The organism is Lentzea sp. HUAS12, assembly GCF_024125735.1.
Lineage (GTDB): Bacteria > Actinomycetota > Actinomycetes > Mycobacteriales > Pseudonocardiaceae > Lentzea > Lentzea albida.
The window spans coordinates 1,967,966-1,989,497 of the sequence record NZ_CP099738.1 but is presented as its reverse complement, the minus strand read 5'-3'; the positions used below and the strand labels follow the sequence as shown (position 1 = coordinate 1,989,497).

General features: G+C 65.3%; 17 protein-coding genes and 1 pseudogene. 5 read left to right on the top strand and 13 right to left on the bottom strand.

The features are described from left to right. The first annotated feature begins 146 nt into the window (after positions 1-146). Complete coding sequence (locus tag ND450_RS08400; protein WP_253325577.1) at positions 147-3,053, top strand: ATP-binding protein; 2,907 nt, start codon at positions 147-149, stop codon at positions 3,051-3,053. A gap of 897 nt (positions 3,054-3,950) precedes the next feature. Here the strand turns inward: ND450_RS08400 and ND450_RS08395 are convergent. The 5 genes from ND450_RS08395 to ND450_RS08375 all read right to left on the bottom strand — a co-directional run bounded on the left by ND450_RS08395 (position 3,951) and on the right by ND450_RS08375 (position 10,459). Continuing rightward, positions 3,951-4,595, bottom strand: coding sequence for a hypothetical protein (locus ND450_RS08395; RefSeq protein ID WP_253325576.1), 645 nt, complete (start codon positions 4,593-4,595; stop codon positions 3,951-3,953). 368 nt (positions 4,596-4,963) lie between these two features. After that, positions 4,964-7,186, bottom strand: coding sequence for a hypothetical protein (locus ND450_RS08390; protein ID WP_253325575.1), 2,223 nt, complete (start codon positions 7,184-7,186; stop codon positions 4,964-4,966). Beyond that, positions 7,183-8,811, bottom strand: a complete 1,629-nt coding sequence (locus tag ND450_RS08385) for a hypothetical protein (protein WP_253325574.1) — start codon at positions 8,809-8,811, stop codon at positions 7,183-7,185. Before ND450_RS08385 ends, ND450_RS08390 begins: the two co-directional genes overlap by 4 nt. A 64-nt stretch (positions 8,812-8,875) precedes the next feature. Further along, positions 8,876-9,916: an IS630 family transposase gene (locus tag ND450_RS08380; protein ID WP_371927759.1), complete on the bottom strand. Its 1,041-nt coding sequence runs from the start codon at positions 9,914-9,916 to the stop codon at positions 8,876-8,878. Between the two features lie 294 nt (positions 9,917-10,210). After that, on the bottom strand, positions 10,211-10,459 hold the full coding sequence (locus ND450_RS08375; protein ID WP_253325573.1) for a hypothetical protein: 249 nt from the start codon (positions 10,457-10,459) through the stop codon (positions 10,211-10,213). Between the two features lie 1,000 nt (positions 10,460-11,459). Here ND450_RS08375 and ND450_RS08370 point away from each other — a divergent pair. Beyond that, positions 11,460-11,744, top strand: coding sequence for an HNH endonuclease (locus tag ND450_RS08370; RefSeq protein ID WP_371927758.1), 285 nt, complete (start codon positions 11,460-11,462; stop codon positions 11,742-11,744). A gap of 364 nt (positions 11,745-12,108) precedes the next feature. Here ND450_RS08370 and ND450_RS08365 read toward each other — a convergent pair whose 3' ends face one another. From ND450_RS08365 to ND450_RS08350, 4 genes are all read right to left on the bottom strand, one after another. Next, positions 12,109-12,513 carry a hypothetical protein gene (locus tag ND450_RS08365; protein WP_253325572.1) on the bottom strand — a complete coding sequence of 135 codons (405 nt, stop codon included), beginning with the start codon at positions 12,511-12,513 and terminating at the stop codon, positions 12,109-12,111. Between the two features lie 639 nt (positions 12,514-13,152). Further along, positions 13,153-14,157 (bottom strand): hypothetical protein, encoded by a 1,005-nt coding sequence (locus ND450_RS08360; protein ID WP_253325571.1) that lies wholly within the window; start codon positions 14,155-14,157, stop codon positions 13,153-13,155. Between the two features lie 454 nt (positions 14,158-14,611). After that, a complete protein-coding gene (locus tag ND450_RS08355; RefSeq protein WP_253325570.1) occupies positions 14,612-15,517 on the bottom strand; it encodes an IS701 family transposase in 906 nt (301 codons plus the stop codon). 558 nt (positions 15,518-16,075) lie between these two features. Further along, a complete protein-coding gene (locus ND450_RS08350; protein WP_253325569.1) occupies positions 16,076-17,203 on the bottom strand; it encodes an integrase core domain-containing protein in 1,128 nt (375 codons plus the stop codon). A gap of 153 nt (positions 17,204-17,356) precedes the next feature. Between ND450_RS08350 and ND450_RS08345 the strand changes: the two genes are divergently transcribed. After that, positions 17,357-17,590, top strand: coding sequence for an MFS transporter (locus ND450_RS08345; protein ID WP_253327882.1), 234 nt, complete (start codon positions 17,357-17,359; stop codon positions 17,588-17,590). On the opposite strand, the gene ND450_RS08340 is transcribed toward ND450_RS08345, so the two are convergent. The 4 genes and pseudogenes from ND450_RS08340 to ND450_RS08325 form a co-directional block, all read right to left on the bottom strand. Beyond that, positions 17,527-18,267, bottom strand: a complete 741-nt coding sequence (locus ND450_RS08340) for a PAS domain-containing protein (protein WP_253325568.1) — start codon at positions 18,265-18,267, stop codon at positions 17,527-17,529. The genes ND450_RS08345 and ND450_RS08340 overlap by 64 nt on opposite strands. Positions 18,268-18,629: 362 nt before the next feature. Next, positions 18,630-18,785 carry a hypothetical protein gene (locus ND450_RS08335; RefSeq protein ID WP_253325567.1) on the bottom strand — a complete coding sequence of 52 codons (156 nt, stop codon included), beginning with the start codon at positions 18,783-18,785 and terminating at the stop codon, positions 18,630-18,632. After that, the gene (locus ND450_RS08330; protein WP_253325566.1) at positions 18,785-18,991 is read right to left on the bottom strand and encodes a hypothetical protein; all 207 of its coding nucleotides are present in this window, start codon (positions 18,989-18,991) and stop codon (positions 18,785-18,787) included. The genes ND450_RS08335 and ND450_RS08330 overlap by 1 nt, the downstream gene beginning before the upstream one ends. 13 nt (positions 18,992-19,004) lie before the next feature. Further along, positions 19,005-19,491 (bottom strand): annotated as a pseudogene (locus ND450_RS08325) (DJ-1/PfpI family protein). A 238-nt stretch (positions 19,492-19,729) separates the two neighbouring features. Here ND450_RS08325 and ND450_RS08320 point away from each other — a divergent pair. Both ND450_RS08320 and ND450_RS08315 read left to right on the top strand, forming a co-directional pair. Continuing rightward, on the top strand, positions 19,730-20,578 hold the full coding sequence (locus ND450_RS08320; RefSeq protein ID WP_253325565.1) for an SDR family oxidoreductase: 849 nt from the start codon (positions 19,730-19,732) through the stop codon (positions 20,576-20,578). A 198-nt stretch (positions 20,579-20,776) separates the two neighbouring features. Continuing rightward, complete coding sequence (locus ND450_RS08315; RefSeq protein ID WP_253325564.1) at positions 20,777-21,394, top strand: NADPH-dependent F420 reductase; 618 nt, start codon at positions 20,777-20,779, stop codon at positions 21,392-21,394. The last annotated feature ends 138 nt before the right edge of the window (positions 21,395-21,532 follow it).

Below are 21,532 nucleotides of genomic sequence, written 5' to 3'. Positions count from 1 at the left end.
TCATCACGAGGAGGTTCGCGTTGTCGGCGGAGTGTTGGGCGCGGCCGCGCGCCACCCGCGGCGTGGCGCCGTAAGGTCGGACCGTGGACGGGGGTCGAGTAGCTGCGTGGGGTTTCCTCTACCAATATCTGCGTACGGTCGAGGCAGTGCTCGCGACGGTCTCAAACGAACGGTTCAAAGCCTGTCGGGTCGAAGGTGCCAGTGGGTCCGACCAGCTAGACGTCGTTGACTTCGACCTCATCGGCGCTGACGGTGAGACACTGCTCGCCGCACAGGTCAAGACCGGCCTTTCGACCACTCCCCTAGGCACCGGGGTCGCCTACCGCATCCTGGTTGAGCTCGTGACCCGCTGCGATGCCGAGTGCTATCAGTTGCTGACCAATGTCCGGTTGGCCTCCGGGACGACCAAACTGGCGAATCTCCTCGCCCGAGCCGACCTCACGATCGACGATCGACGGAACGAACTGCAACGCGTGCTGGCCGAGGCACGGTCGACCTCAACAGCGACAGACCTCACTGACGACCAGGTCGAGCGGCTTGCACGCTGCCGCATACTCGTTGATCAGCGTGGTCGCACCGACGTCGCGGACTCGGTGAAAACGCAGGTCTGGGACTTCCGCCGTCAGTACGGGCTCGGTATCGGACACCGCTCGTCGGGCCTGCTGCTGGCCCACCTATTGACCGAGGTACACCGAAAAGCTGCCTTCGCCGAACAAGCCGACTGGACGAAGGCCGAGGTGATGGACGCGATAGTCCAGGACGAGCGGGACATCGTCGAGCTTCTCGGGAGCCGCGACTGGGGCAGCGTTCTCGGGTTGATGGCACCCGTACCCGACCTTCCCCGGACCACGCAGGTCCAGCAAATCGTCAGCGCGCTGGACCCCTACCGTCCGACCGGGCGCTCGGTACGGCACTGCACCCTTACCGGCCTGTCCGGGATCGGAAAGTCCAGCCTCGCCTCCGCCTACGTCGCGGCCTACGCGGACGCCTATTCCGCGATCTATTGGATGGACGCGACCAGTTCGGACAGCATCGAAGACGGCTTCCAAGCGCTGGCCGGTCGCCTCGGGATCGAACAGACCGGCGCCAGCGAGCACTTGCGATCAGCGGTGCACGAAGCGCTGAGCACGCAACCAGGCAGGTTCCTTCTCGTGCTCGACGACGCCACAGCCGAACTGGCGCGGCAATGGACCCCCACCCTGGCCGACGCAGACGTGCTCGTGACGACCATCGACAGCACAGCCCGCCTGGGGAGCCCGATCGCAGTCCCCACCCTGACGCCCGATGAGGCTGCTGAGCTCCTGCGCCTACGGCTCGACGAACCTACTGCCGGACTCGATGACCAGGCGCAGCGGCTGGCGGTCGAGCTGGAACGCTGGCCTTTGGCCCTGGAGCTCGCGGCGGCCTATCTCCGCGGGTGCGGCTACACGCTCGCCGACGTCGACTACTACCTCGAAGCGTTGAAGGTGCGGTCACTCGGCGACGAACTCTCCATTCCCCCGGGCTACCCGCGAACACTCGTCGCCGCCATCGATCTAGGACTTGAGGTCCTGTTCAGATCCAACCCCGGAGACACTGCCGCCTTGGCAGCCGAGATGCTGCAACGCGCGAGCTACCTCAGCAGCCGACGCGTGCCTATTCAACTCCTGGTAGCGCCGTTGGTCCTGGGTGCCGACGGCCTTCCCGCATACGACGACCTCTCCAGCGCTCACGGGCCCGTCGTGCTAGAGGACCTGCGGCCACACGAAGCCGTGCGCGCACTGTGCAGGATCTCGTTCGTCCGGCATGACGAGCGGCTGGCCTGGCGCAGCTCCGACCTTCTGCCCGGCGCGAACCACACCATCGCCCTCAATGCAGTACTGCAGGAGGTGGTCCGCAACCGACTTGAACACGGAAATCGGCCAGACGAGTGGAAAGACGAGCTTCAACGCCTGGCGATGCACACCGACCACTGGTTGTCTGCCGCCACGCACAACCACGAGACCACCAAGGCACACCAGCTCGCGCCACACGCCGCCACACTGACCGCTCACCTGCGCCGCCTCGGCGTCACCGGCCGCCGCATCGCCGTACTGGCGGGAAATCTCGCCAGCACCTACATCGCTACAGGCCGCGATGATGAGGCAATCGACCTGTTGCGTACCGAGCTCGACATGCTCCTGGGGGACGCCGACGGGGTCGATCTGTTTCTCGAACACCAAGCACGCTTGCATCTGGCTCGTGCGATCACCAACTCGGATCAAGCGATCCAGGCGGACCCGAACTCCGTGGTGACAGAACTCGCTCGAGTGTTCACCTACGCACAAACGCTCGCACTCAACGACGACACCCACCGCGCCGCGACAACGTTCTGCGTCACCGCCCTCAGCATCTTGAGTATTCTTCATGATCGAGTGCCCGCAACAGACAGCTCGAACGCCCTGGTCACAGTTCTTCACGACCTGCAGGAGCGCCTGCCCAGCACAAGCCTCGCCGAGGACGTGAGCTCCTTTGAAGAGGTAAACCGGCTGATCAGCGAAGGCGAAGACGAGGAAGCCGAACGTATCGCACGGACACTTCTCACGCGTTCACGGCACGGTTTCAGCGTTAACACTGAAATACGCAGGCTTCTAGCGGAGTCACTAGCAGCACAGAAGAAATGGGGGGAATGCAGAATTGAGATTGATAATCTCGCAGGCGAACTCGGATGCCCTCCCCTGTCGCGAGAATCGGCACAGCAGGCGCTACACAACATCGCCTTGAACCTGGTGGTCGCCGCGCGACTAGACCTAGCTTCACCAGGACCACGATTGCTACTACAGCACATTTTGAATCTACCGTGCTTCGTTCATACCATCGAGATCTCTCAGGGTGAGTACAAGGCAAAGTTCGAGATCTTCTCGCTGGCCAGCGCAGCATTCAACGGAAATCCGAAGGAAATTGAGGATCGCCTAGCCTCCGTTGACACCGAAGAACTCCGGAAACATTCGGAGCAAGATGCGAGCTTCAGCTTCCTCTCGCGAGAGATAATCAGGTTCTCTCAGTCGATTCTTCGGGCTCACGAACGCGCATAGGATCTGGTCGCCGACCACCGAGCGAAACACGTCGCCGACAGCCCCGTCAGAATAGGGTCCTTGATAGGCGGTTCCTCGACAAGGCTGCTCCGACCCGCAGCCCGATCTCGCCTGTGAGGTGGAAGACCTCGCGATCAGCGGCCGGCGCGGGACGTCCGGCTTCTCTCACCTTGTCGTTTCCGCGCAGGTTGGATGGCGAGTTTGCCGAGCATCTCCAGTAACACCGGCACCGGCACCGGCTCGCCGGGCTGGAGCGGCAGGCTGCCGCTGTTCCCAGGCTGCTGTCGATGTTCGCAGTCGCCATCGCGGATGCCCGAAGTTCTGTGCACGCTCGATGAACACCGGTGCGTCTGCTGAACATGATCAGCCACGTCGGACATGAGGGCAGAGGTGGCGCTGCCTATAACCGCCGAGCACGTCGGCGCCAGCTGCGGCCCAGAACGCTCGCGACTCTGCGAGATGGCTGCCGAGTGTGTGCCAGCTCAGGCCGGGGTGTTCAGCGCGCAGGGCCGAGAGACCGGCGCTGGCCAGACCGCAACGCTGGTGGAGCGGGTCGGTGTAGGGCTGCTCGACCCAGGCCAGGCCGCAGCGGCGGCAGGCCTGATAGTCGACGGCGAAAACAGGTTGATCGTTGAGGTGAGCGGCACGCTCACGCCAGCCGGGACGCCCCGTCGAGGCCGTATCCCACCAGCCGGACGACGCCGAAGCACCTCGTGACCGACGGAGTCCTTCGCCGCTGATCCATCTCATGACGGCACGCCAGGAACCTAGATCGGAAACACGCACGGTGTCGGCGCGCATGGCCAAGTGCCGGGCTGCCTGGGCATTGCCGCTCACCGCGTCCTCGCGGTGGGAGCGGTGTCGATGTTCGAAGTGGGCATGGTGGCAGTCCGCGACCTAGTTCAACTCGTTACTGCAGGGGATGCAGAAGTCGCAGTAGCGTTCGACGGCGGTTCGCTGGCAGCCGACGCAGACCGGTTCGCCGCAGCGGTAGCAGAGGAACGACGCGCTGTCGGCGAGGTCGAAAGACAGGTTCGGGTTCGCGCGGTGCATCGCTCGCTCGGTGGACTCACAGGCCTCGATGCATCGGCCGGTGGAGCCTCGTTCGCGGCGATCGGGGAAGACCGTGCACGTGGTGTACCTGTGCACTGGGTTGTGGTCGAACGGGTTCGTGCAGCCGTTGGGGCAGGGCCAGTTCCGCGGGCGCAGCGTTGACGGGTCGCACGTGTGGCAGGAGTCGGCGGCGAGCCCGCTGCCGGGATGATTCGGGCACTCCCGCTTGAGCGGGAAGTCCTTGCCCGTGCGGGGTGACAGATAGCCAGGTGGTGGTGCGTGCCGGTACGCGCAGTTGTAGCAGTTGACGTGCTCGGCCCAGTTCGTGGCGGCCGGCAGGATCCGCGCGCGGTCCGGTCGGATGACCGATCCGCAGACGGTCATGAGGCCGTCCTCGCTGATGTGCAGCTTGCCGCTTCTCCAGCGAACGACCCTGACTGAGTGCTGCGCAGTACCGGGTGCGTGCGTGACGACGTCAGCGGGGTTCATGACGAGGGCCTGTCCTTCCACTTGGGTTCCGTGGCGGCTTTCGCCGGACGCTGGTCTACCACGGACCTCCGACACATCCGGGCCGCATAGCTGTTCACCACTCGTTCGTGAACCTGCAGGCCGGTTCCTGAGCTGTCAGGACCTGCGGTCAGCGACGGTGTTCTTGTCGGTAGCCGGCCACTGGACGTCCTCGCATCCGAAGAACCACTCATAGGACCAGCTGTGCTCGACCTCAAGCCGGTCCGCCCACGGGAGCACCGATGTCGCCAGCCTGAGCACCGCCCCGATGAACTCGGCGAGAGGCCCAGACCAACGTGCTCCGCACAGAGCAAGGCCGTGATACGGCTCATCGATGCGGCAAGCGTTGATCAGGAACAGATCCGCGAGACTAGGTCGGGAAGTGCGACAAACTCTGCGTCGCTGCTCACGTACGCCGCTGGCACCGGCTTTCTGGTGACGAAGAGCGCCTTCACCGTGTATGGGTGGGAGGTGGCCCGTGCGGGCAACCCCAGTGCGTGTGCCACTGCGGCGGCGTGTGGTGCGAGATCAGCGATCTTGCGCTGGAACTGCTCGATGTACGACGGTGTCTTCGACGAGGAGCCGAAGAAGCGATCGAGGTGTCGCCGGATCTCAGGGATCGCATATACGTCAACGGGATCCTTGACTTCCAACAGCCAGATCGTGGCTCTGTCCGGATGTCCGGCGACGGCGTCGATCTCGGTGTTCAGGACTGGTACTCCAAGGCGCTGAGGTTTGGTCTCCTTAACGGCCTCGACGACGTGCCACCCGTGTTCGCGCAGCAGGCGCGCCACGTCACGTTCCAATGCCTTGTTGCGGCGATCGCGGACCTTGCTGAGTGCGGTCTCGACTACAGGCGGCCCGGGTGGCTGGCTCCACGGCAACTGGCCCTGCTGGAGGTGGTTTTGGTACACCATCAGGCTTGTCTTGCAGAAGTGCGGCGCGATGATCATCGAGCCGTCCTCAAGGACGGGCACGGGCTGGACGAGCAGTCTGCGGCGCCGTGTCCTTGCTTGCCAAGGCTTCCAGTCCGCAGTGCGCATGTCGTGGCTTGTACTGGTGAGCATGCGCATCGCCGCCTGTACGCGAGCGGGACCCTCGGGCTCCTCCCCCATCACTGTCGCAGTGAGGACGTGGTCCACAACGTCCTGGAACGTTGCCACAGCGACGGAGCCCTCATGCGGACCGAAACGCCAGGTGATCAGTCCCAACAGGACTGAGAACAGGTCGGTAGCTGTGACTCCGTAACCGTGCGACATGGCCGCGTCTACATCGACGGGTGCTAGCTGACCATCGCCCGCGTCTACAGCCTGATCATCGTTGTCACGTGCCCTCTCGGCCATGTTGTACGCGGCTCGTGCGTGACGGAACGCTTCGATATCCAGATCGTAGGTGTGCCGATCGGCGGTGTTCGCGTTGGGCGTACGCACGGCATCGGGGTGCGCGGCGGCGGCGCTGATCAGCTCGATCTCGTATGCCTGGCTGATGCGCAGGGCACGCGGCGTGACCTGATGGTGGATTGCCTCGCTGCGCGAGGCTGCAGCCAGGTAGGCGTTCGCTGCGGCAAGGATCTCGCTCCAGGTCACCACATCGACAGGCAGGTCTGCGGCAGGCGCGGTCCTCAGTGCCGCTTCTACCGCGGTCTCCACGCAGCGCCGCAAGGTGAGCTGCTCCTGTTCAATGTGCTCATATCGCTGTTCGGGATCCCACGTGACCGCCATGTGGGTCGCGGCACGCTGAATGTCTCGCAGGGTCCGCTCGATGTGCACGACGACGCACTGCAACTGGTGCATCGCGTACAACACCAGGTCGTGCAGCGAATGCTGGGCGAGCCGCTGTGTCAATACCCGCAGTGCGGCGGGTGCCAGTGTGTCACGATCGAGAGCTTTGGCGGCCGCACCGACGTAGTCACCCGGTGCGACGCCGGCCTCGCGGATGGCTTCGGCGATCAGCCGGTCGATGTCCGATACGTGCGCCCGATCCAGCTGGATCGGGCGTGGCAGGTCGTTCTGAGTCGTGAACGTCTGAGTGATCTCCAGGGCGAACGTGGGCGGCGACGCGCACCACGCCTCGACGATAGCGGCGATGGCCTCGGGTGATGAGGCTTCCGATTTCTGCAGCAGGGCGCGGATCGCGTCCGCCATGGCTGCTCGGCCCGCCGTAGTGTCACGGTCCACTTGCGACGCAAACTCGTCGCAGTCGACCTGGAAGGTCGCGTGTACGACCACGCGCCCCGCCGGGTTCACGTCACGCCGACAGCTGCTCACCAGGATCGGCGCGTAACCGGCTGCGCCACGTGCTGGAGTGTCGACGATGGTGTCCTCTGCACGAGCGCGGTCAGCCGGACGCAGTTCGATGAGATAGCCGGCGACGTCGCTGACCGCGTGGCACGCCCTCCACTGGGCTTCCACTTGACGCAGGCCGAACCCGAACGAGCCCGACAGTGTGTACAGCAGGCTGCCGTCCTGCCCGCTCCATCCATCGGACAGGGCGGTCAGGGCTACCGGGACCGCGTCAGGGAAAACGGTCCACGCCGTGATCGGCGGCCGCGTGTGCATACCAGCCGTTGTCATGACACCGCTCCGCGGGCCGCCCCGGTCGGCGGCAGGGCCGCACCGGAGTGGGGTGAGTCCCACCAGCCGGCCAGTGCCGCTCCCGACGACTGCCGATCGAGAGCGTCGCAGTCTCGCAGTGCGGGCAATCCCAGCGTTGCCATGGCCTGTTCGATGTCGGCGAAGTCGGCCGATCGGTTCCACTCCGCGTCACCCGCGTGCGGGGCGATCGAGATGAACGACGGGTTGAGCCCTCCCCGGAAGAAACTCTTGCCGTTGGCTCGCCACCATTCCCAAGTGTCGATCGCTTCCCAGCCGTGATAGTCGGGAAGGTCGGGACGCGCCATGTCGCGGCAGAACATGAACAGATCGGTGTCGGCGCTCGCGGTGCGGGCGATCCAGCGCAGATCATCCATTGACACCGCCATCATTCCCCGACGAGCGGGAGCAACGACGTGCGCGGCCGTAACGACCACCAGCAGCGGCACGACCTCTGTACCAGGATGCAGGCTCAGGGTGCCACCCGCCATCGGCACCCCAATCGGATCATTCGGTGCCGCAGCAGCATCACGCACGACCGCCTGCGCCGCGCTCTGCCCGTCGAACCGAAGCGCACCCGCATCCAATGCAGTGACGACCTGAACCAACAGAGCCTTGGTACCTCCGCACATGAGCACCCATTGCACGGCATCATCGGCCACGCGCACTCCCTCGGGCTCGTCGCCGGGCCCGAGAACAACATCGCCGAAACGCCACAGTGCCCGGCGAACCTCAGCAGCACCCAATCGGGCGAATCGCTGCTCGGTCAGCGGCCGCACGGCATGACGAGCAAGTTCGACGACACCGTGTCCGGTGATCTCCGGCAAGAACGCCAACGGCAGCCAGTCCGGCCGGTCAGCGTGACCGGCTCGACGCACACGGAGAAACCTTCCGAACGGACTTTGAGGATGTCCTTGCTCGTAGCGCAGCTCGGCCGCGTCACACGTGGCCCAGTTCAGCGCACGCGCCATGGCCTCGTGACTTGAGAGCACTGCGGGCGTGCCCGAAGAGACGAGCTCCGCAGCAGCGGCCACCTCGGCATCGGTGAGGGTGACTCGAGGTTCTTCCGCGAGCCCTCGCCCCGGCCATGCCGGGGCGAGCACCGCAATAGCGTGGTCGGTGTAGCGCAACGAGGCAGTGATCAGATCACGGACACCGAAACCCAACTCCGCCACCAGCGTATCGTCCACGGCGTCGGCTACTAGCAACGCCCGATCGACGTCGGCGACCGGACGCTCGATGTTGCCTGGGAACAACCGGACGACATCGTCACCAAGTCTGACGAGGACGCGTTGCCGGGGATCTGCCGCAACGAAGTCCTCCATCCATGTCAACTGCGGCGAGTCCTCACGGCACGCTCTGAGCAGCCGAGGCAGCTTGGCAGCGGCGATCGGTCGTGTGCCTCGCCCCGTGCTGTGAAGCGCAGCGGCGAGCAGGTGCGCCACCGACAACCACCTGTGCCTGAGCGCGGGAGACGCCCCTGCTGCAACGATCATCGCCCACAACTGGTCTGGATCCACCGTGCCGAGTTGGCGCGGCAAGGCGACCGAGGGGCGCTGTGCGCGCTTACGTCCCCGGATCTTCTTCTGAGCCTGCTTACCGGACACGAAAGATCCTCGCCTAGTGCTGCCAGAACTGCCGTCACGGGTCGACACCAAGAACCGGTCTGGCCTAAGCACCTGGCCATAAGTCTTGTCCGAAACCTTCAGGTAGCCAGGGGCTTGTCCAGGGTGCGGCGGTGGTGAGGTTCTGTTCGGTGGTGCGGTCGCGGAAGTAGGCGTGTGCCTGGCGGACGCGGCCGGCCATCGTGGTGGGGGCGGTGTTGGCGATGTGGTGTTTGAGGCCTGCCCAGATGCGTTCGACGGGGTTGTCCTGGGGGCTGTATTTCGCGCCCTCGATCAGCATCAGGCGCGGATGTTCGGTCAGCCAGCGCTTGGTGATTCCACTGTGGTGTGTGCCGCCGTTGTCGCAGATCACCGCAACGATCGGTGCGTCGGGGTAGGCGTCGAGCAGCATCTGCAGGAAGTAGCAGAACACCACGGAGACGTTCTTGACCGAGACGTGGTGGTGCCAGGTTCCGGTGGCGAGGTTGACCGCGCCGTGCAGGGTGCGGCGGATGTTGCTGCCGGGAGTGAGGATCCGGTGGCGCAGGCCGGTGGGCATCCAGCACGACCGGACCCGTGCGAGCAGGTCGAGGTGGGTTTCGTCCTCGGCCAGGACAACAGACCCGGCCGGGAGTGCGGCGATGCGGGTCCGGATCGTGTGGCAGGTGGCGTCGTGGTCGGGGTCGCCTTTGGCGATCAGGCGAGGTCTTCGCCAGCTGCCGTGCTCACGGAGCCGCCGGTAGAAGGTGTGCAGGCTCATCTCTGGCCGTCGGGCGGCGTTCCAGAGTCGTGCGGTGGTCCAGGCTTTCGGTGTCAGCAGCAGGGTGTGGATACGTTGCCCGAGTGTGGTGCTGCCCAGACGAGGGCGTCCGCTGCGGGGCCGGTCGGGCAGTCCGTGAATGCCGTCGCGGGTGTGCCGGGCGATCCAGCGGCGCACCGTGACGGGCTCGTAGTGCAGAAGTTCGGCGATCTCGGGTGCGCTCATGCCGGACGCGGACAGCAGGACGATGACGATGCGGGCGGCGACTCGCCAGGGTCCGTGCAAGGCGGCGACCAGCTCATCGTGCTGGACGGGGGTCAGATCTGCGTAGACATGCGCGGGGCGCATACTTGTGGAGGCCTCGTCGGGTCGATTCTGTGTGGTAACCGAATCCAACCCGACGGGGCTCTTCACGTTCGCGGCAAGGTCAACTCACGCGAGTTACGAACAGAACTTCTGGTCAGGTGCTTAGCCATCGCCGTGCTCGGATCGTGTGAGGCGCAAGGGAACATACGCCGAAGCAAGACCAGAGATCGCGGGATTTTCGGCGAGTCGCACAACATCCGCGTTCTGCCGCACGGGGTATCAAAGCGACGCCGCCCTCATGAGCGGGTCTGCTGCACCGTTAGGTGACATCTTCACCTACTCGTGCAGCAGACCCATCTGATCGGGTCCAAGAGACTGAGGCCGCACTCGCAACGGCGCCACGGCTGCAAGTGTCGCCGTCGCGGAACACCACCATGTGGCGAGGTAGCGGATCACCGAGGCCTGCTGGATCTGCTGGGTCGTCTCCACGTTGATTTCGTAACGACCGGTCGGCGCGTCGGTGTACAGCCAGATGTTCAGCGCCTCCTGCCAGGTGGTCGCCCCGTGGAAGCCCTGCAGGTACATGTCGAAGAACGATGCGGGCGCGGTAATCGAGTACGGGGTCGCTGCGCGCAGGGCCTGTGTCCACCCTCGAAGCACGTACCGCCATCACCGGCCGACCGGGATAACTCAAGGTAGGGCGGCGCTGCTAGTCTCACCGACGTCCAAACCTTGGTCATAGGGTGACCACGTCGTACCGTGACCGAGCTAGGACACAAAGAAGAGCGGGTGCCGCAATGCGACACCCGCCCGAGATGGTTCGTCCGCGCTAGCGACCAAGCAGAACGCGAACGACCTTCAGCACCAGCTCGGCTGTCCACGTTGGCACCGGGCTGGTGCCGTCTTTGGGCAAGCTCGCGACTAGCGCCTCTGCCAAATTCAGCAGCATCACCAGTCGTGCCGGCTTCCTACCCTGCGAACCCATCTGCATCTCCCATCCGCCGCCGCGTCTGCGCCGGCTTCCCCGCCAGAACAGGCCAGGCGGCCAGAGGCTTCGGGGAGTGCTGGTGGTCTCGCGAGACCAAAAGTTACCGGACGAGTTTCGGCCGCCACACGCGGGGTTGGGTTTCACGGGAGCATCTCCGAAATCGGAGACACATCGGGCCGAAGCTGGCCAGACAGACAGCTCTCCAGACGTCTGACTTTGCGCCACTGATGCGCCACAGAGAGGTCGTTGTGGGACGCGGTATACGCCCGTCCCACAACCGTATACCGCTGTGCATCGACCGCGCACAGACTCCATGCATGCCGGCTGACCTGGGAGTATTATTCCAGCGCATCGCTATTGCGCCGGTAACCGCATTGACGTTTCTCCCTAGTTTCCGCATAGAGATAGAACATCACCCGATCGCGCCAGGATTACTGACACAGTAAACGTTACGACGTAACCGTTACCGAAGCTGCCAGGACACTGATGGATGCTGGAGCACCCCTGGTAAATAGGTGCGATAATGCGATGATGCGATTCTTGTTGCGAAGCTGACAGTCCTCGGGGCGCAGCAGGTCAGCGGGCCGAGGGGGCCTCATCGCTCCCTGGGATGGCAACTCACGAGCCAGCCGGCTACCACGCGAGTGGCGTCGGATCCGGCTCCGCGTTCTCCGCCGAGATCCCATCTGCCGCGTCTGCCAACACTGGCCCGCGGTTGAGGTCGATCACATTCAGCCTGACGACAACCACGACGAGTCGAACCTGCAATGCATTTGCGCCCGGTGCCACGCAATCAAGAGTGCACGCGAAGGCGGGAGAGCGTCAGCAGCGCGACGCAGTTCCGCCCGCCGGCCAGACGAACCACATCCCGGCCTGCGGTAAAGCACACCGGTCGACGATTAAGGGAGCAATCCACAGGTGAAGATCCATCTTCTCGCTCCGCTGGCTAACCACCCGGTCGACGCGGTGCTCGACCACGACGAGTTGGGAGCGGTCTGGCTGATCGCCGCCGGGCCGTCGAGGACGAGCCGGAGCCCGACGACGAGCCCGGCGACCAGACCGACGACGTGGAGCTCACAGGACCGCCCTCAGCTCGCCGCACGCGCACCCGACGCGACTGATCGGCCCCCAGGGTGGGGGGTGACCCCGTCACGTCACGGACCGTCACCGGTACGTCATAGCTGGTCGCTATCTGTACGGGTCTGGGGAGTTCAGGCCGGCGGCTTCTCCTCCGCCTCGCCCTCGATCACGGGGGCTCCGGCTTCTTCGCCTTCAGCTCGCGCTCGACATGCTGCTGGCGGAACTTCTCGATGAGCTTCTCTTCCTCGCGCGGCGAGTGACCCTCGAAGTTGATCTCTTCGTCGCCAACCTTGAACTGGGTCTTCCTGGTGCTATGGCGCGCCAGAAAAGCCGCAACAGTCGCGGCCAGCGCGGGCCAGAAGGCCTCGTTCTCAACGATCGCGTGGACGATCTCCAGCGTCTGCCCAGCCGAGAATTCAGCACCCAGGCTGGCATCGGCGCCGTTCTCCTTAAGCAACTTGATCAGTTCGTCCGCGTGAGGCGGGCTAACCCTGATCTTGATGTCCGTCGCGCCCCACGTCTCGAAGCGAATCTTGAGCGCGGAGTCGCTGGCCCTCTGTTCCTGAAGCATGGCGATAGGATCGCAGTTCCGTCGCGACGGCGTTACAGAGTTGCGGGCTGCGCAACTCCGCCCGCAACTCTTCGGCTTCGCGGCGGAGGTGACGAGCCATCGCCGGTTACGGACCTGCCCAGCCCCCAAGCGCCGACGCCGCAACGCCGACGCCTTCGCCGCCGGCGCCGTCTCGGTGCCCGCAGACGGCAAGGCGGACGCGCCGAAGCTGCCCTCCGCGTCGACGTACTCGAGGTGGACCCGCGCCTGGTACCGGATGTGGTGCGAGTCCCCGCAGGCTCAGGCGTTCGTCTCGACCGACTGGCAACCGCTGCACATGCTCGCCCCGCTGGCGGAGGCCTACTACGCCGAGCCCCGCCAGACCCTGCTGTCCGAGATCCGCCTGAACGAGTCGCCGCACCGACATCCGCGAAAACCCTTACCACGACGGAGACCCGCGCCTTCGCCGGCACGTCCTCAACGCCCGCAGGCACCCGAACAAGTACGGCGTGTCAATCGCGAAGGTCAGCCGTGACTCGCCCGACAAGATCGACCTTGCGGTCTGCCTTGCGGGCGCGCGGCACGTCCGCCGCCTGCTCCTCGCGTCGCCCGCGTGGTCAAAGCGGCAGCATAAGCGCTCGGACAAGCTACGGGTGTTGTTTAGGTTGCGGCCCCATGTCTTTCCGCATAGTCACGTGCAGCGGTGCCGAATTCGACGGCGTAGTGTGCGGTTACGAGCACTGGAGATGAAGCTTCGGGAGCACCGAACAATTCCCTGAGTTCATCAGCAAATTCTTCCGCCTTCTCCGCGTTTTCTGCCCAGCGAGCAAACGCCATAAGTCGCGCCGCCGACCTACTCAAGGTGATGTCAGCGCGGCTCGGATCATCCGGATAAGCTACCTCGTCCCCGAAAAGCTCGCACATCATGACAAAAAGGATTCGCAGTCGTGTCGAACACCCAGGATGATCATCGCCGGGCTCATTTGTCCATTCATCACGATGATGGGCGACTGCTATCAACGCTACCGCCGCTCCCGGAATTACTCCATGGACAGCGATAGCCGGGCGTCCTTGCTCTGCGAAATAGCCGGAGAGAATCAGAGAGGCTAACAGGTCAGCTTCCACCTCATGCCGCTGCTTCTTCGAGAGCCCATTGATCTCTTCTCTCATTGAGCTTTTGGCTTTTATTCCACTTAGAATCCTTTCGACGCCCTTATCGATTCTATTCGACATGTCGCGCGCCACATGGTGCGCAATCTCATGCGCGAGTGTCCACTTTTCAGCGGCCTCACAAAGAGCCTCGACCGACCGCCAGCTTTGCTTGTCTGGCGTGACCAGAAGGACGCTACCCGACAGAGCGAGGTAGCCCACCTCTTTAAAGAGATCAATTATCTCGTCAAAGTGCCTACGCATACCGATCTGGATGGCACGTGCGTCTTTGAGCGATCTCCGCTTCGCGTCATCAACACTCCTAAGAAACAGTCCATACATGGACGAGTAGGCGATGAGAATCGTAGCGAACTCATGCGAGATAGCCACCATCCCCGACTTAGGATTTTGGTTGGACGCAGCAGTATCATCGTTAGAAAATGTCCGGCCTGCGTAGATGCTCCCAACCCGCGCCTTCCATTGCGGCGCAAGAAGTCGATCAATCTCTATGAGCATCTCATGAAGGATTGGGCAGTTCGATCGGATATTCGGACCGCCTGGATTCCAATCGAGCATTTCCTGTGGGATCGATCCGCCTCGCGAATTCACGGCAGACACAATCGCTGGATTTGCCCAGTAGCTCTTCTCCGGCTCCTTCGTCCTAGCAAAGAAGAACCCTCGGGAGTTCTTTAGATTCCAGCTCATTGCGTCGCACTGCCCCTGTCCTGCGCCAGCTTCTGCGTCTTAACCGTGAATTGCCAGGGTAACCGATAGAGAGATCCGGAGGCGAGGATCTTGCTCGCTCAGGGCGAAGCTATCGACATTGGCCGCAGGGCCCTAATAGTGCTTTGTTAGATGTGGCTGACCTGGGGTGTGGATGTTCGGGTCTGGACGGGTTGCCGGCAGGTGTGGCAGACGCCTGTCCAGACCGCGAGTAAGGCCTGGAGTTCGCGCAGAACCGCGTAGAGCGTCAGGCCTGTGCAGGTGCTTGTGGGGTCCGGCGGAGCTGGGTGCAGATAGCTTGGGCGACGGCGGCGAGGGTGACGTGGCGGTGCCAGCCCAGCCAGGCGCGGCCTTCGAAGTGGTCGAGGCCGAGTCCGTCTTTAAGTTCGCGGTAGTCGTGCTCGATGCGCCAGCGGATCTTGGCCAGCCGCACCAGATCCCGCAGCCGGATGTCGGCCGGGAGCGTGGACAGCCAGTAGCCGATGGGCTCGGGTGCGCCGGATGGCCATTCGGCCAGAAGCCAGCACTCCTGCGGGCGCCCGTCCTGCGCGCGCGGGATGTTGCGATTGGCCGGGCGGATCCGCAACGCGAGGAACCGCGATCGCATACTCGCCGTCGGGTTGCCCGGCGTGTTCTTGCTTCCGTGGCGCCAGACCACGAACTTGCCCGCCCCGCGTCCCGCGGCGATGGCCAGGGACTTCAGGTCGACGGGCTTGTCGGCATAGCGCGGTCCGAGCGGGCGTCCGTTGCCGATCCAGGCCGCGGTCGTCGGCACCGCCTGTGCGGGGTGAGCGGTCGCCGCAGGGCTTACGGCCAGCACGTAGGTCAGGCCGCGTTGGGTCAGGCCGAGGCGGAACTCGGTGGCGTCGCCGTAACCCGCGTCCGCTACCACCGGCCGATCCGGCAGGCCCCGCTCGCCAGTGACCTCATCGAGCATGTCCAGCGCGAGGCGCCACTTCTCCCGATGCCTGGTCTCGTCCGGGATCGCGCTCCGCGCCCGCCGCGCCCGGACCTCGGCGGCGGCCTGCTCGTCGACGGCTTTCTCGTCGTCCCACGATTCCTGCAGGAACAACCGCCAGTCGATCGCGGCCGAGGCCCAGTCGGTGACCGCGTGCACGCTGACCCCGATCTGGCAGTTTCCGGTCTTGCCCACCGCTGTGCGTGCCGACAACTAGGTCCATGCAGGTCAAGCCTCATGGCAATACTGCTTAATGACTCTGCGGAGAAGATCGAGTCGGTCGATGGTGAAGCGTTCGATCTGAGCGGGTTCACCAGGCTGAGGCCGGCCCAGCAGGGGTGCCGCGTCGGCGAGCGATCGGCGGGCTCGGTGCTCGCTGTAGTACCGCTCGTACTCACCCAGCGCCTAGCGCAGACGGGCCTGATTCCAGATAAGCGGGCGGCCGAAGATGTCGCCGCGAAAGTTCTTGGTCCAGTCGATACAGATCAGCCCGAAAGATTGATTAGTGTTAACTGGCCCTCTATACTGAAACCGAGCTATCCAATAGCGCATGAACACACGAACTGCGCAAGCTTGCTACAAACGGGAACCCAAGTCCCCCCTCGGACACCAAAATGTCGCAAATTTGCGACGTCTACGTGGCAGGTGCTCAAGTCCACTTGAGCACCTGTTTTGCGTTTCCGTGCCACCTACGGGTGGCGTTCGATGACGATTTCCTACATCCTGTGACGCCCGGAAAGTCATCGCTGCCGCTCAAGCTGCATATCGGTACTCGTTGATCGCCCCACCGAGGATCCGCGTGCGGACGGGTCGACGGCCAGAGACGTCAAGATCATGCGCCACTCGGAGGTGCTCGTGAGCGTCTGGTGGTAGCTGGTCGCGGGCCTGGTGAGGCCGGTGTTCGTTGTAGTGCGTCTGGTAGGCCGCGAGTACTCGACGCGCATGGCTTTCTCCCATGATGAGGACGTGGTCGAGAACCTCGCGGCGGATGCTGCCGATGACCCGTTCGCAATGCGCGTTCATCCGAGGAGCTCGCGGCGCGGTCGCAATCACACGCAGTTCCTCTGCCTCAAATACGGCGTCGAACGCGTCGCCGTACTTGCCGTCGCGGTCACGCAGCAGGAACCGGAGAGACTCCAAGCGCGCTCCGAGCTCGCCGGTCAAGTTCCTCGCCTGCTGCACCGTCCAGTTCCGTGTCGGATGGGCGGTGACGCCGGTGATGTGCAGACGCCTGGTGCCGTGTTCGAGAAACGCCAGCGCGTACAGACGTGCGCCGAGCACGGTGTCGATGTGGAAGAAGTCAGCCGCGATGATGCCTTCAGCCTGCGCGGTCAGAAACTCCCGCCAGGTCGGACCGCCTCGCCGAGGTGCCGGATCGATACCCGCGCGGTTCAACACGTCCCAGACTGTCGAGGCGCCGATGCGATGACCAAGCCGAACCAGCTCGCCATGAATCCGCCGATGTCCCCACCGTGGATTTTCCCTGGCAAGCCGGAGCACGAGCGCCCTGATCGCCGTCTGGGTGGAGGGACGCCCGGTCCGCCGACGTGCGCTGTAGTCCCACTTCCAAGCGACGAACCTGCGATGCCAGCCGAGCAACGTCCCAGGAGTAACCGGGAAAACCACCTTCCAGTGCGAGCGGTCCACCAGTCTCGATAGCGCAGCGAACCAGAACCGGTCCGCGGTCTCATAACGGACCGGCCCGGTCAGCTGCCGACGAAGCACGACGTTCTCGTGCCGCAGCACGAGAAGCTCCGCGTCCTTGGCTGCCTCACTGCGAAGCAGCATGGCAGGGACAGACATCAGCTTGCAGACCACCTTGTACAACAGCGAAACGATCACCCGAACATCGAGATCGCGAACCGGCTGCCCGCCGCCCACTTGGCGGGAGCCTGCGGCCAACCCGCAGTGTGGGAGCCCGTGCGGAATCCCACGTTCCAGGCCGCGTGGATCGCGCAGTGACGACCGTGCTGTTGCCCGCGTCGACCGCGAAGCTTGGGCGTTAGGCATGAGTTGTCACTGTCGTTCCAGGCGATGCAGCCGGAGCTCGTCGGCCGCGACCAGCTCCCCGCGGCAGCGCTACTCGACGAGATCAATGCGAACGTCGGGCGGGCGATCGGCCCGGCGCTGGGCGGGCTGCTCATCTCGGCGGCGGGCCCGGAGGCCGGCATTCGTCGGGTCACGCCCAGGCGGCGGCAGTCTCGTCATCGACCTCGACCGGCGGACGCGGCCCGCTCGTCGATGGCTTGCGCGACCCCGCGGACGTAAATGTTGCCGTACGGGCCACGGTGGGCGGTCCCTGCGAACCGCACGGGGGTCGGACCGAGCGCCAGGCCGATCCGCACGGTGTCTTCGATCGGGTCGCCGGTGAGCAGGCTCGCGCGCACCTGCTCGTCGAGTCGGGAACGGTCGGTGTCGTCCACAAGCGCCAGGAACCCCGCATAGGTCGTCGGCGGGTGGGGATCGAACAGCCGACCGGACCAGGTCATCGTGCCAGCGCTCGGATGCCATTGCCAGACGCCCACACGCACCCCGACCCACTCCCGGAAATCCACGCCGTCGTCCTGGCCGACGCAGTAGATGAACTCGTCGTCCGGGTCGGCGAGGAAGCTCCACCGGGTCCGCCGGTAGTGCCCGTCGCGGATCAGGAAGCCCACCTCGGCGCCGTCCCAGCGGCCGATCTTCATCAGCAGCTCGATGCCCTCGACCATGCCGTCCCGGTCGTCGGGGTGCACGAACTCCCACCACGACACCGAGGCCAGCTCAGCGATCGTCCAGCCGAGCAGTTCGCTGTGGCGGGCGTTCGCTGCCTGGTAGAACCCGTGGAAGTCGCTGCGGCCAAGAAGCATCGGGCCGCGTTCCCACACCTCGGACGGCGACCTTCCTCCGGTGCGTTCGGTCGCCCACTCGACGACGTGCGCGGGCCATGCGGCCTGATCTGACATCCGGGAGTCCTCCCCGTCCATTCGGCCTCCTCACGGTCGCCGGCAGCGCCGACCCGGCACGAGACAGCTACGCCGGGTGCGACCTCGACAGGTGATCGTGCACCAGCCGGACCGCCGTCGCACGCTGTCCACGGCCGTGGCGACTCGTTCGACCGACCCGATGCGCATGTCGCCCGCGGCGGAATCCCCGGGCATGCTGGTTTCCACGGCAGCGGCGCGCGTCCCTGCCGCGCCCCGGACTCGTCAGGAGGGTCACGCGACGGGCGGTGCGGACCACGACGCGAATAGGCGACGGTCATGGCCGGACCCGTCGCAACCCGCACGATGCGGGGCGTCGACGCACCGGGCCGATGCGCGGCCCGTCAGGTCGCCGGGATCATGCCGTGCGGGTCGAGGATGAACTTCCGAGGGACGCCTGCGTCGAACTGCGCGTAGCCGTCCGGTGCGTCATCCAGCGAGATCACGGTGGCGTTGACGTTGCGGGCGATCTGCACCCGGTCGTTGAGGATCGCCATCATCAGCCCGCGTCGGGCGGGTGGTGGAGCTCGCGCACGATCTCGTCGATCCGGTTGTCGAGGCGGACCAGCTCGTCCTGCAGCTCCAGGGTCAGAGCCTGGTCGGCTCGGTCGCCGGGATCGTCGTCTCCGGTCAGGCTGGCCCGCACTGCTCGCCGCTGGGCGCGGAGCACGTCGAGCTCCTCAGCGGGCCCACGATCGCTGGTCATGGCCCGTTCCTCGTCAGCTCGGCACCCGCGATTTCGCGAACTGCGCCACGATGGCCGGACAGAAGGCGGGCAGGTCGGCCGGCCAGCGGCTGGTGGTGAACTGTCCGTCGACGACGACCTCCTCATCAAAGGCCTCGGTACCCGCGTTGCGCAGGTCGGTCCACAGGCTCGGCCAGGACGTGAGCCGGTGGCGACGAACGACCGGATGAACCCGACGGCGTCGGAGTTGATCCGCAGCCCGTCGGGGTTGACGGTGCCGCCGGGCAGCAGGAGCGCGTCGTATTCGTCGACGGAGGCGTCGGTCACGAGCCGGTCGACGGAGAACGTCCCGCCGACAGCAGGTCGAACTGCCGGGCCTGGATCTCCCTCGGATGGATCGAGATCAGGTCGCTGGAAGCGCCCGCGCCGTAGAGGGCCCCGCGTGGTTGTTCGAGCTCGACCCGCTCCACTCCGTCGGTGGCCAGGATGGCGATCCGCTTGCCCTTGAGTTTGTGTGCCATGTGTGTCACGCAGACGTCGTCGACGGATGCATAGGTTCCACCCTTCCAGCAGCGGGACGGCGCGGGAAGGGTCTGCCGGGGCGAAGCGCTCGGCAATGACTCGGCCCGCCGTGCCGGATACAGGGTCGGTTCGCCACCGCAGGCTGCCCCAATGTGCGGTGTTTGGTCCTCGCAGGTCCTCATCCGGCGCGCTCGCGACGGCCATCGTGTGGCTACGAACCCGTGGGAAGGAACTCTCATGACCATTGCCGTGACCGGCGCCGCCGGCGCCCTCGGACGCCTCGTCATCGATTCTCTGCTCACCACCGAGACACCCCGTGACGTCGTCGCCCTCGTCCGCGATGCCGACAAGGCCGCCGACCTCGCCGCCAGGGGTGTCGAGGTCCGGGTGGCCGAGTACGCCGACGCCCACGCACTCGGCAAGGCGCTCGTCGGCCTCGACAAGGTGTTGCTGATCTCGTCCAGCGAGGTCGGCCGACGGTTCGCCCAGCACCGCAACGTCATCGACGCCGCCGCGTCCGCCGGCGTTCCCTACCTCGCCTACACCAGCATGACCAAGGCCACCGAGAGCAGCAGTCCGCTCGCCCCGGAGCACCGGCAGACCGAGGACTACCTCGCGGCCAGTGGCCTCGCCCACACCGTGCTGCGCAACAACTGGTACCACGAGAACTACCTGGCCCAGCTGCCGGCGATCACCGAGTCCGGCGTACTCACTGCCGCGGCCGGCGAGGGCAAGGTCGCCGCTGCCGCGCGCAGGGACTTCGCCGACGGCGCCGCCACGGTGCTCACCACCGGCGGGCACGAGCGCAAGGTCTACGAGTTCACCGGCGACGCCGCGTTGTCTTACGCCGACATCGCCGACGCATTCGGGCAGGTCATCGGCCGCGCGGTCGTCTATCGGCCGGTCGCGGCGGCCGACCTGGTTGCCGCCATGGTGCAAGCCGGCGTCGACGAGGGGACCGCGGCCTTCGTCGCGGCGATCGACACCAGCATCGCCGAGGGGGCGCTCGATCTCGTCGACCCGACCCTGGGCACCCTCATCGGCCGGCCCACCACATCGTTGGTCGATGTCCTCAGATCGGTCTGACGCGACGATCGATGTACCTCACGGGTGCCCGGCATCGGGGCCAGGCCAGGGTTGGCCACGGCGAACCAAGAGGACTCGCATCCGGTGAACAGCCTCTCAGGCCCGCCATGGCACCGACCCACCAGGCCGGTTGGAGAGGCAACGGATGGACCCACCGGGCCGAGGACGGCGGACGGTCTGCCGAGCAATGTACAAGGTATGGATATCGCGGTGATCGGAGCGGGCACCGTCGGACGGGCGCTGGCCTCGACGATGGTGCGCGCGGGGCATGCAGTCTGGGTCAGTGACGTCGACGCCGAGACGGCCAAGGCCACGGCCGACGCAACCGGCGCCACCGCGGCCGGCTCGAACCGGAACGCCGCGGATGCCGCGCAGGTGATCGTACTCGCCGTCTCCTCCGACACGGTCGGTCCGGTCCTGGACGAGCTCGGCCGGGCAGTCGACGGCAAGATCGTCGTCGACGTCACCAACCGGATGGATCCACAGCAGCTCGACGGGACGTCCAACGCCGAGGCCACCGCAGCCCTGGTGCCCGCGGCCCACGTGGTCAAGGCCTTCAACACCGTGCTGGCCGCGCGTCAGGCGGACCCGGTTGTCGACGGCGTGCAGCTCGACGGTTTCGTCGCGGGCGACGACGAGCAGGCCAAGCAGACGATCCTGGACCTGGTCGCCTCGATGGGGTTCCGGCCGATTGACGCCGGCGGGCTGATCATGGCAAGGGCACTGGAGGCGATGGCGACGCTGAACATCAGGCTCAACATCAGCAACGGATGGCCGTGGCAGGACGGCTGGAAGCTCGTCGGCCCGACCAGTTGACGTGGAGGGCGCCACGATCTGTATCGACCCGACACGGCGTCGCGGTGTCGCCGTACCCGACACTCCAGGGGAACGCTGCCGGCCCGGGTCGCGCGTCTACCGGAAACGGAGCGGTACGCCACGGATCTGACGGTGGGC

Coding starts and splice junctions, on each gene's coding strand:
- ND450_RS08315 (WP_253325564.1), top strand. CDS start 20,777: ATGGATATCGCGGTGATCGGAGCGGGCACCGTCGGACGGGCGCTGGCC.
- ND450_RS08390 (WP_253325575.1), bottom strand. CDS start 7,186: ATGACAACGGCTGGTATGCACACGCGGCCGCCGATCACGGCGTGGACC.
- ND450_RS08360 (WP_253325571.1), bottom strand. CDS start 14,157: ATGCTCATAGAGATTGATCGACTTCTTGCGCCGCAATGGAAGGCGCGG.
- ND450_RS08320 (WP_253325565.1), top strand. CDS start 19,730: ATGACCATTGCCGTGACCGGCGCCGCCGGCGCCCTCGGACGCCTCGTC.
- ND450_RS08380 (WP_371927759.1), bottom strand. CDS start 9,916: ATGCGCCCCGCGCATGTCTACGCAGATCTGACCCCCGTCCAGCACGAT.
- ND450_RS08330 (WP_253325566.1), bottom strand. CDS start 18,991: ATGACCAGCGATCGTGGGCCCGCTGAGGAGCTCGACGTGCTCCGCGCC.
- ND450_RS08340 (WP_253325568.1), bottom strand. CDS start 18,267: ATGTCAGATCAGGCCGCATGGCCCGCGCACGTCGTCGAGTGGGCGACC.
- ND450_RS08365 (WP_253325572.1), bottom strand. CDS start 12,513: ATGCTTCAGGAACAGAGGGCCAGCGACTCCGCGCTCAAGATTCGCTTC.
- ND450_RS08335 (WP_253325567.1), bottom strand. CDS start 18,785: ATGATGGCGATCCTCAACGACCGGGTGCAGATCGCCCGCAACGTCAAC.
- ND450_RS08375 (WP_253325573.1), bottom strand. CDS start 10,459: ATGTACCTGCAGGGCTTCCACGGGGCGACCACCTGGCAGGAGGCGCTG.
- ND450_RS08395 (WP_253325576.1), bottom strand. CDS start 4,595: ATGAACCCCGCTGACGTCGTCACGCACGCACCCGGTACTGCGCAGCAC.
- ND450_RS08345 (WP_253327882.1), top strand. CDS start 17,357: ATGCAGCCGGAGCTCGTCGGCCGCGACCAGCTCCCCGCGGCAGCGCTA.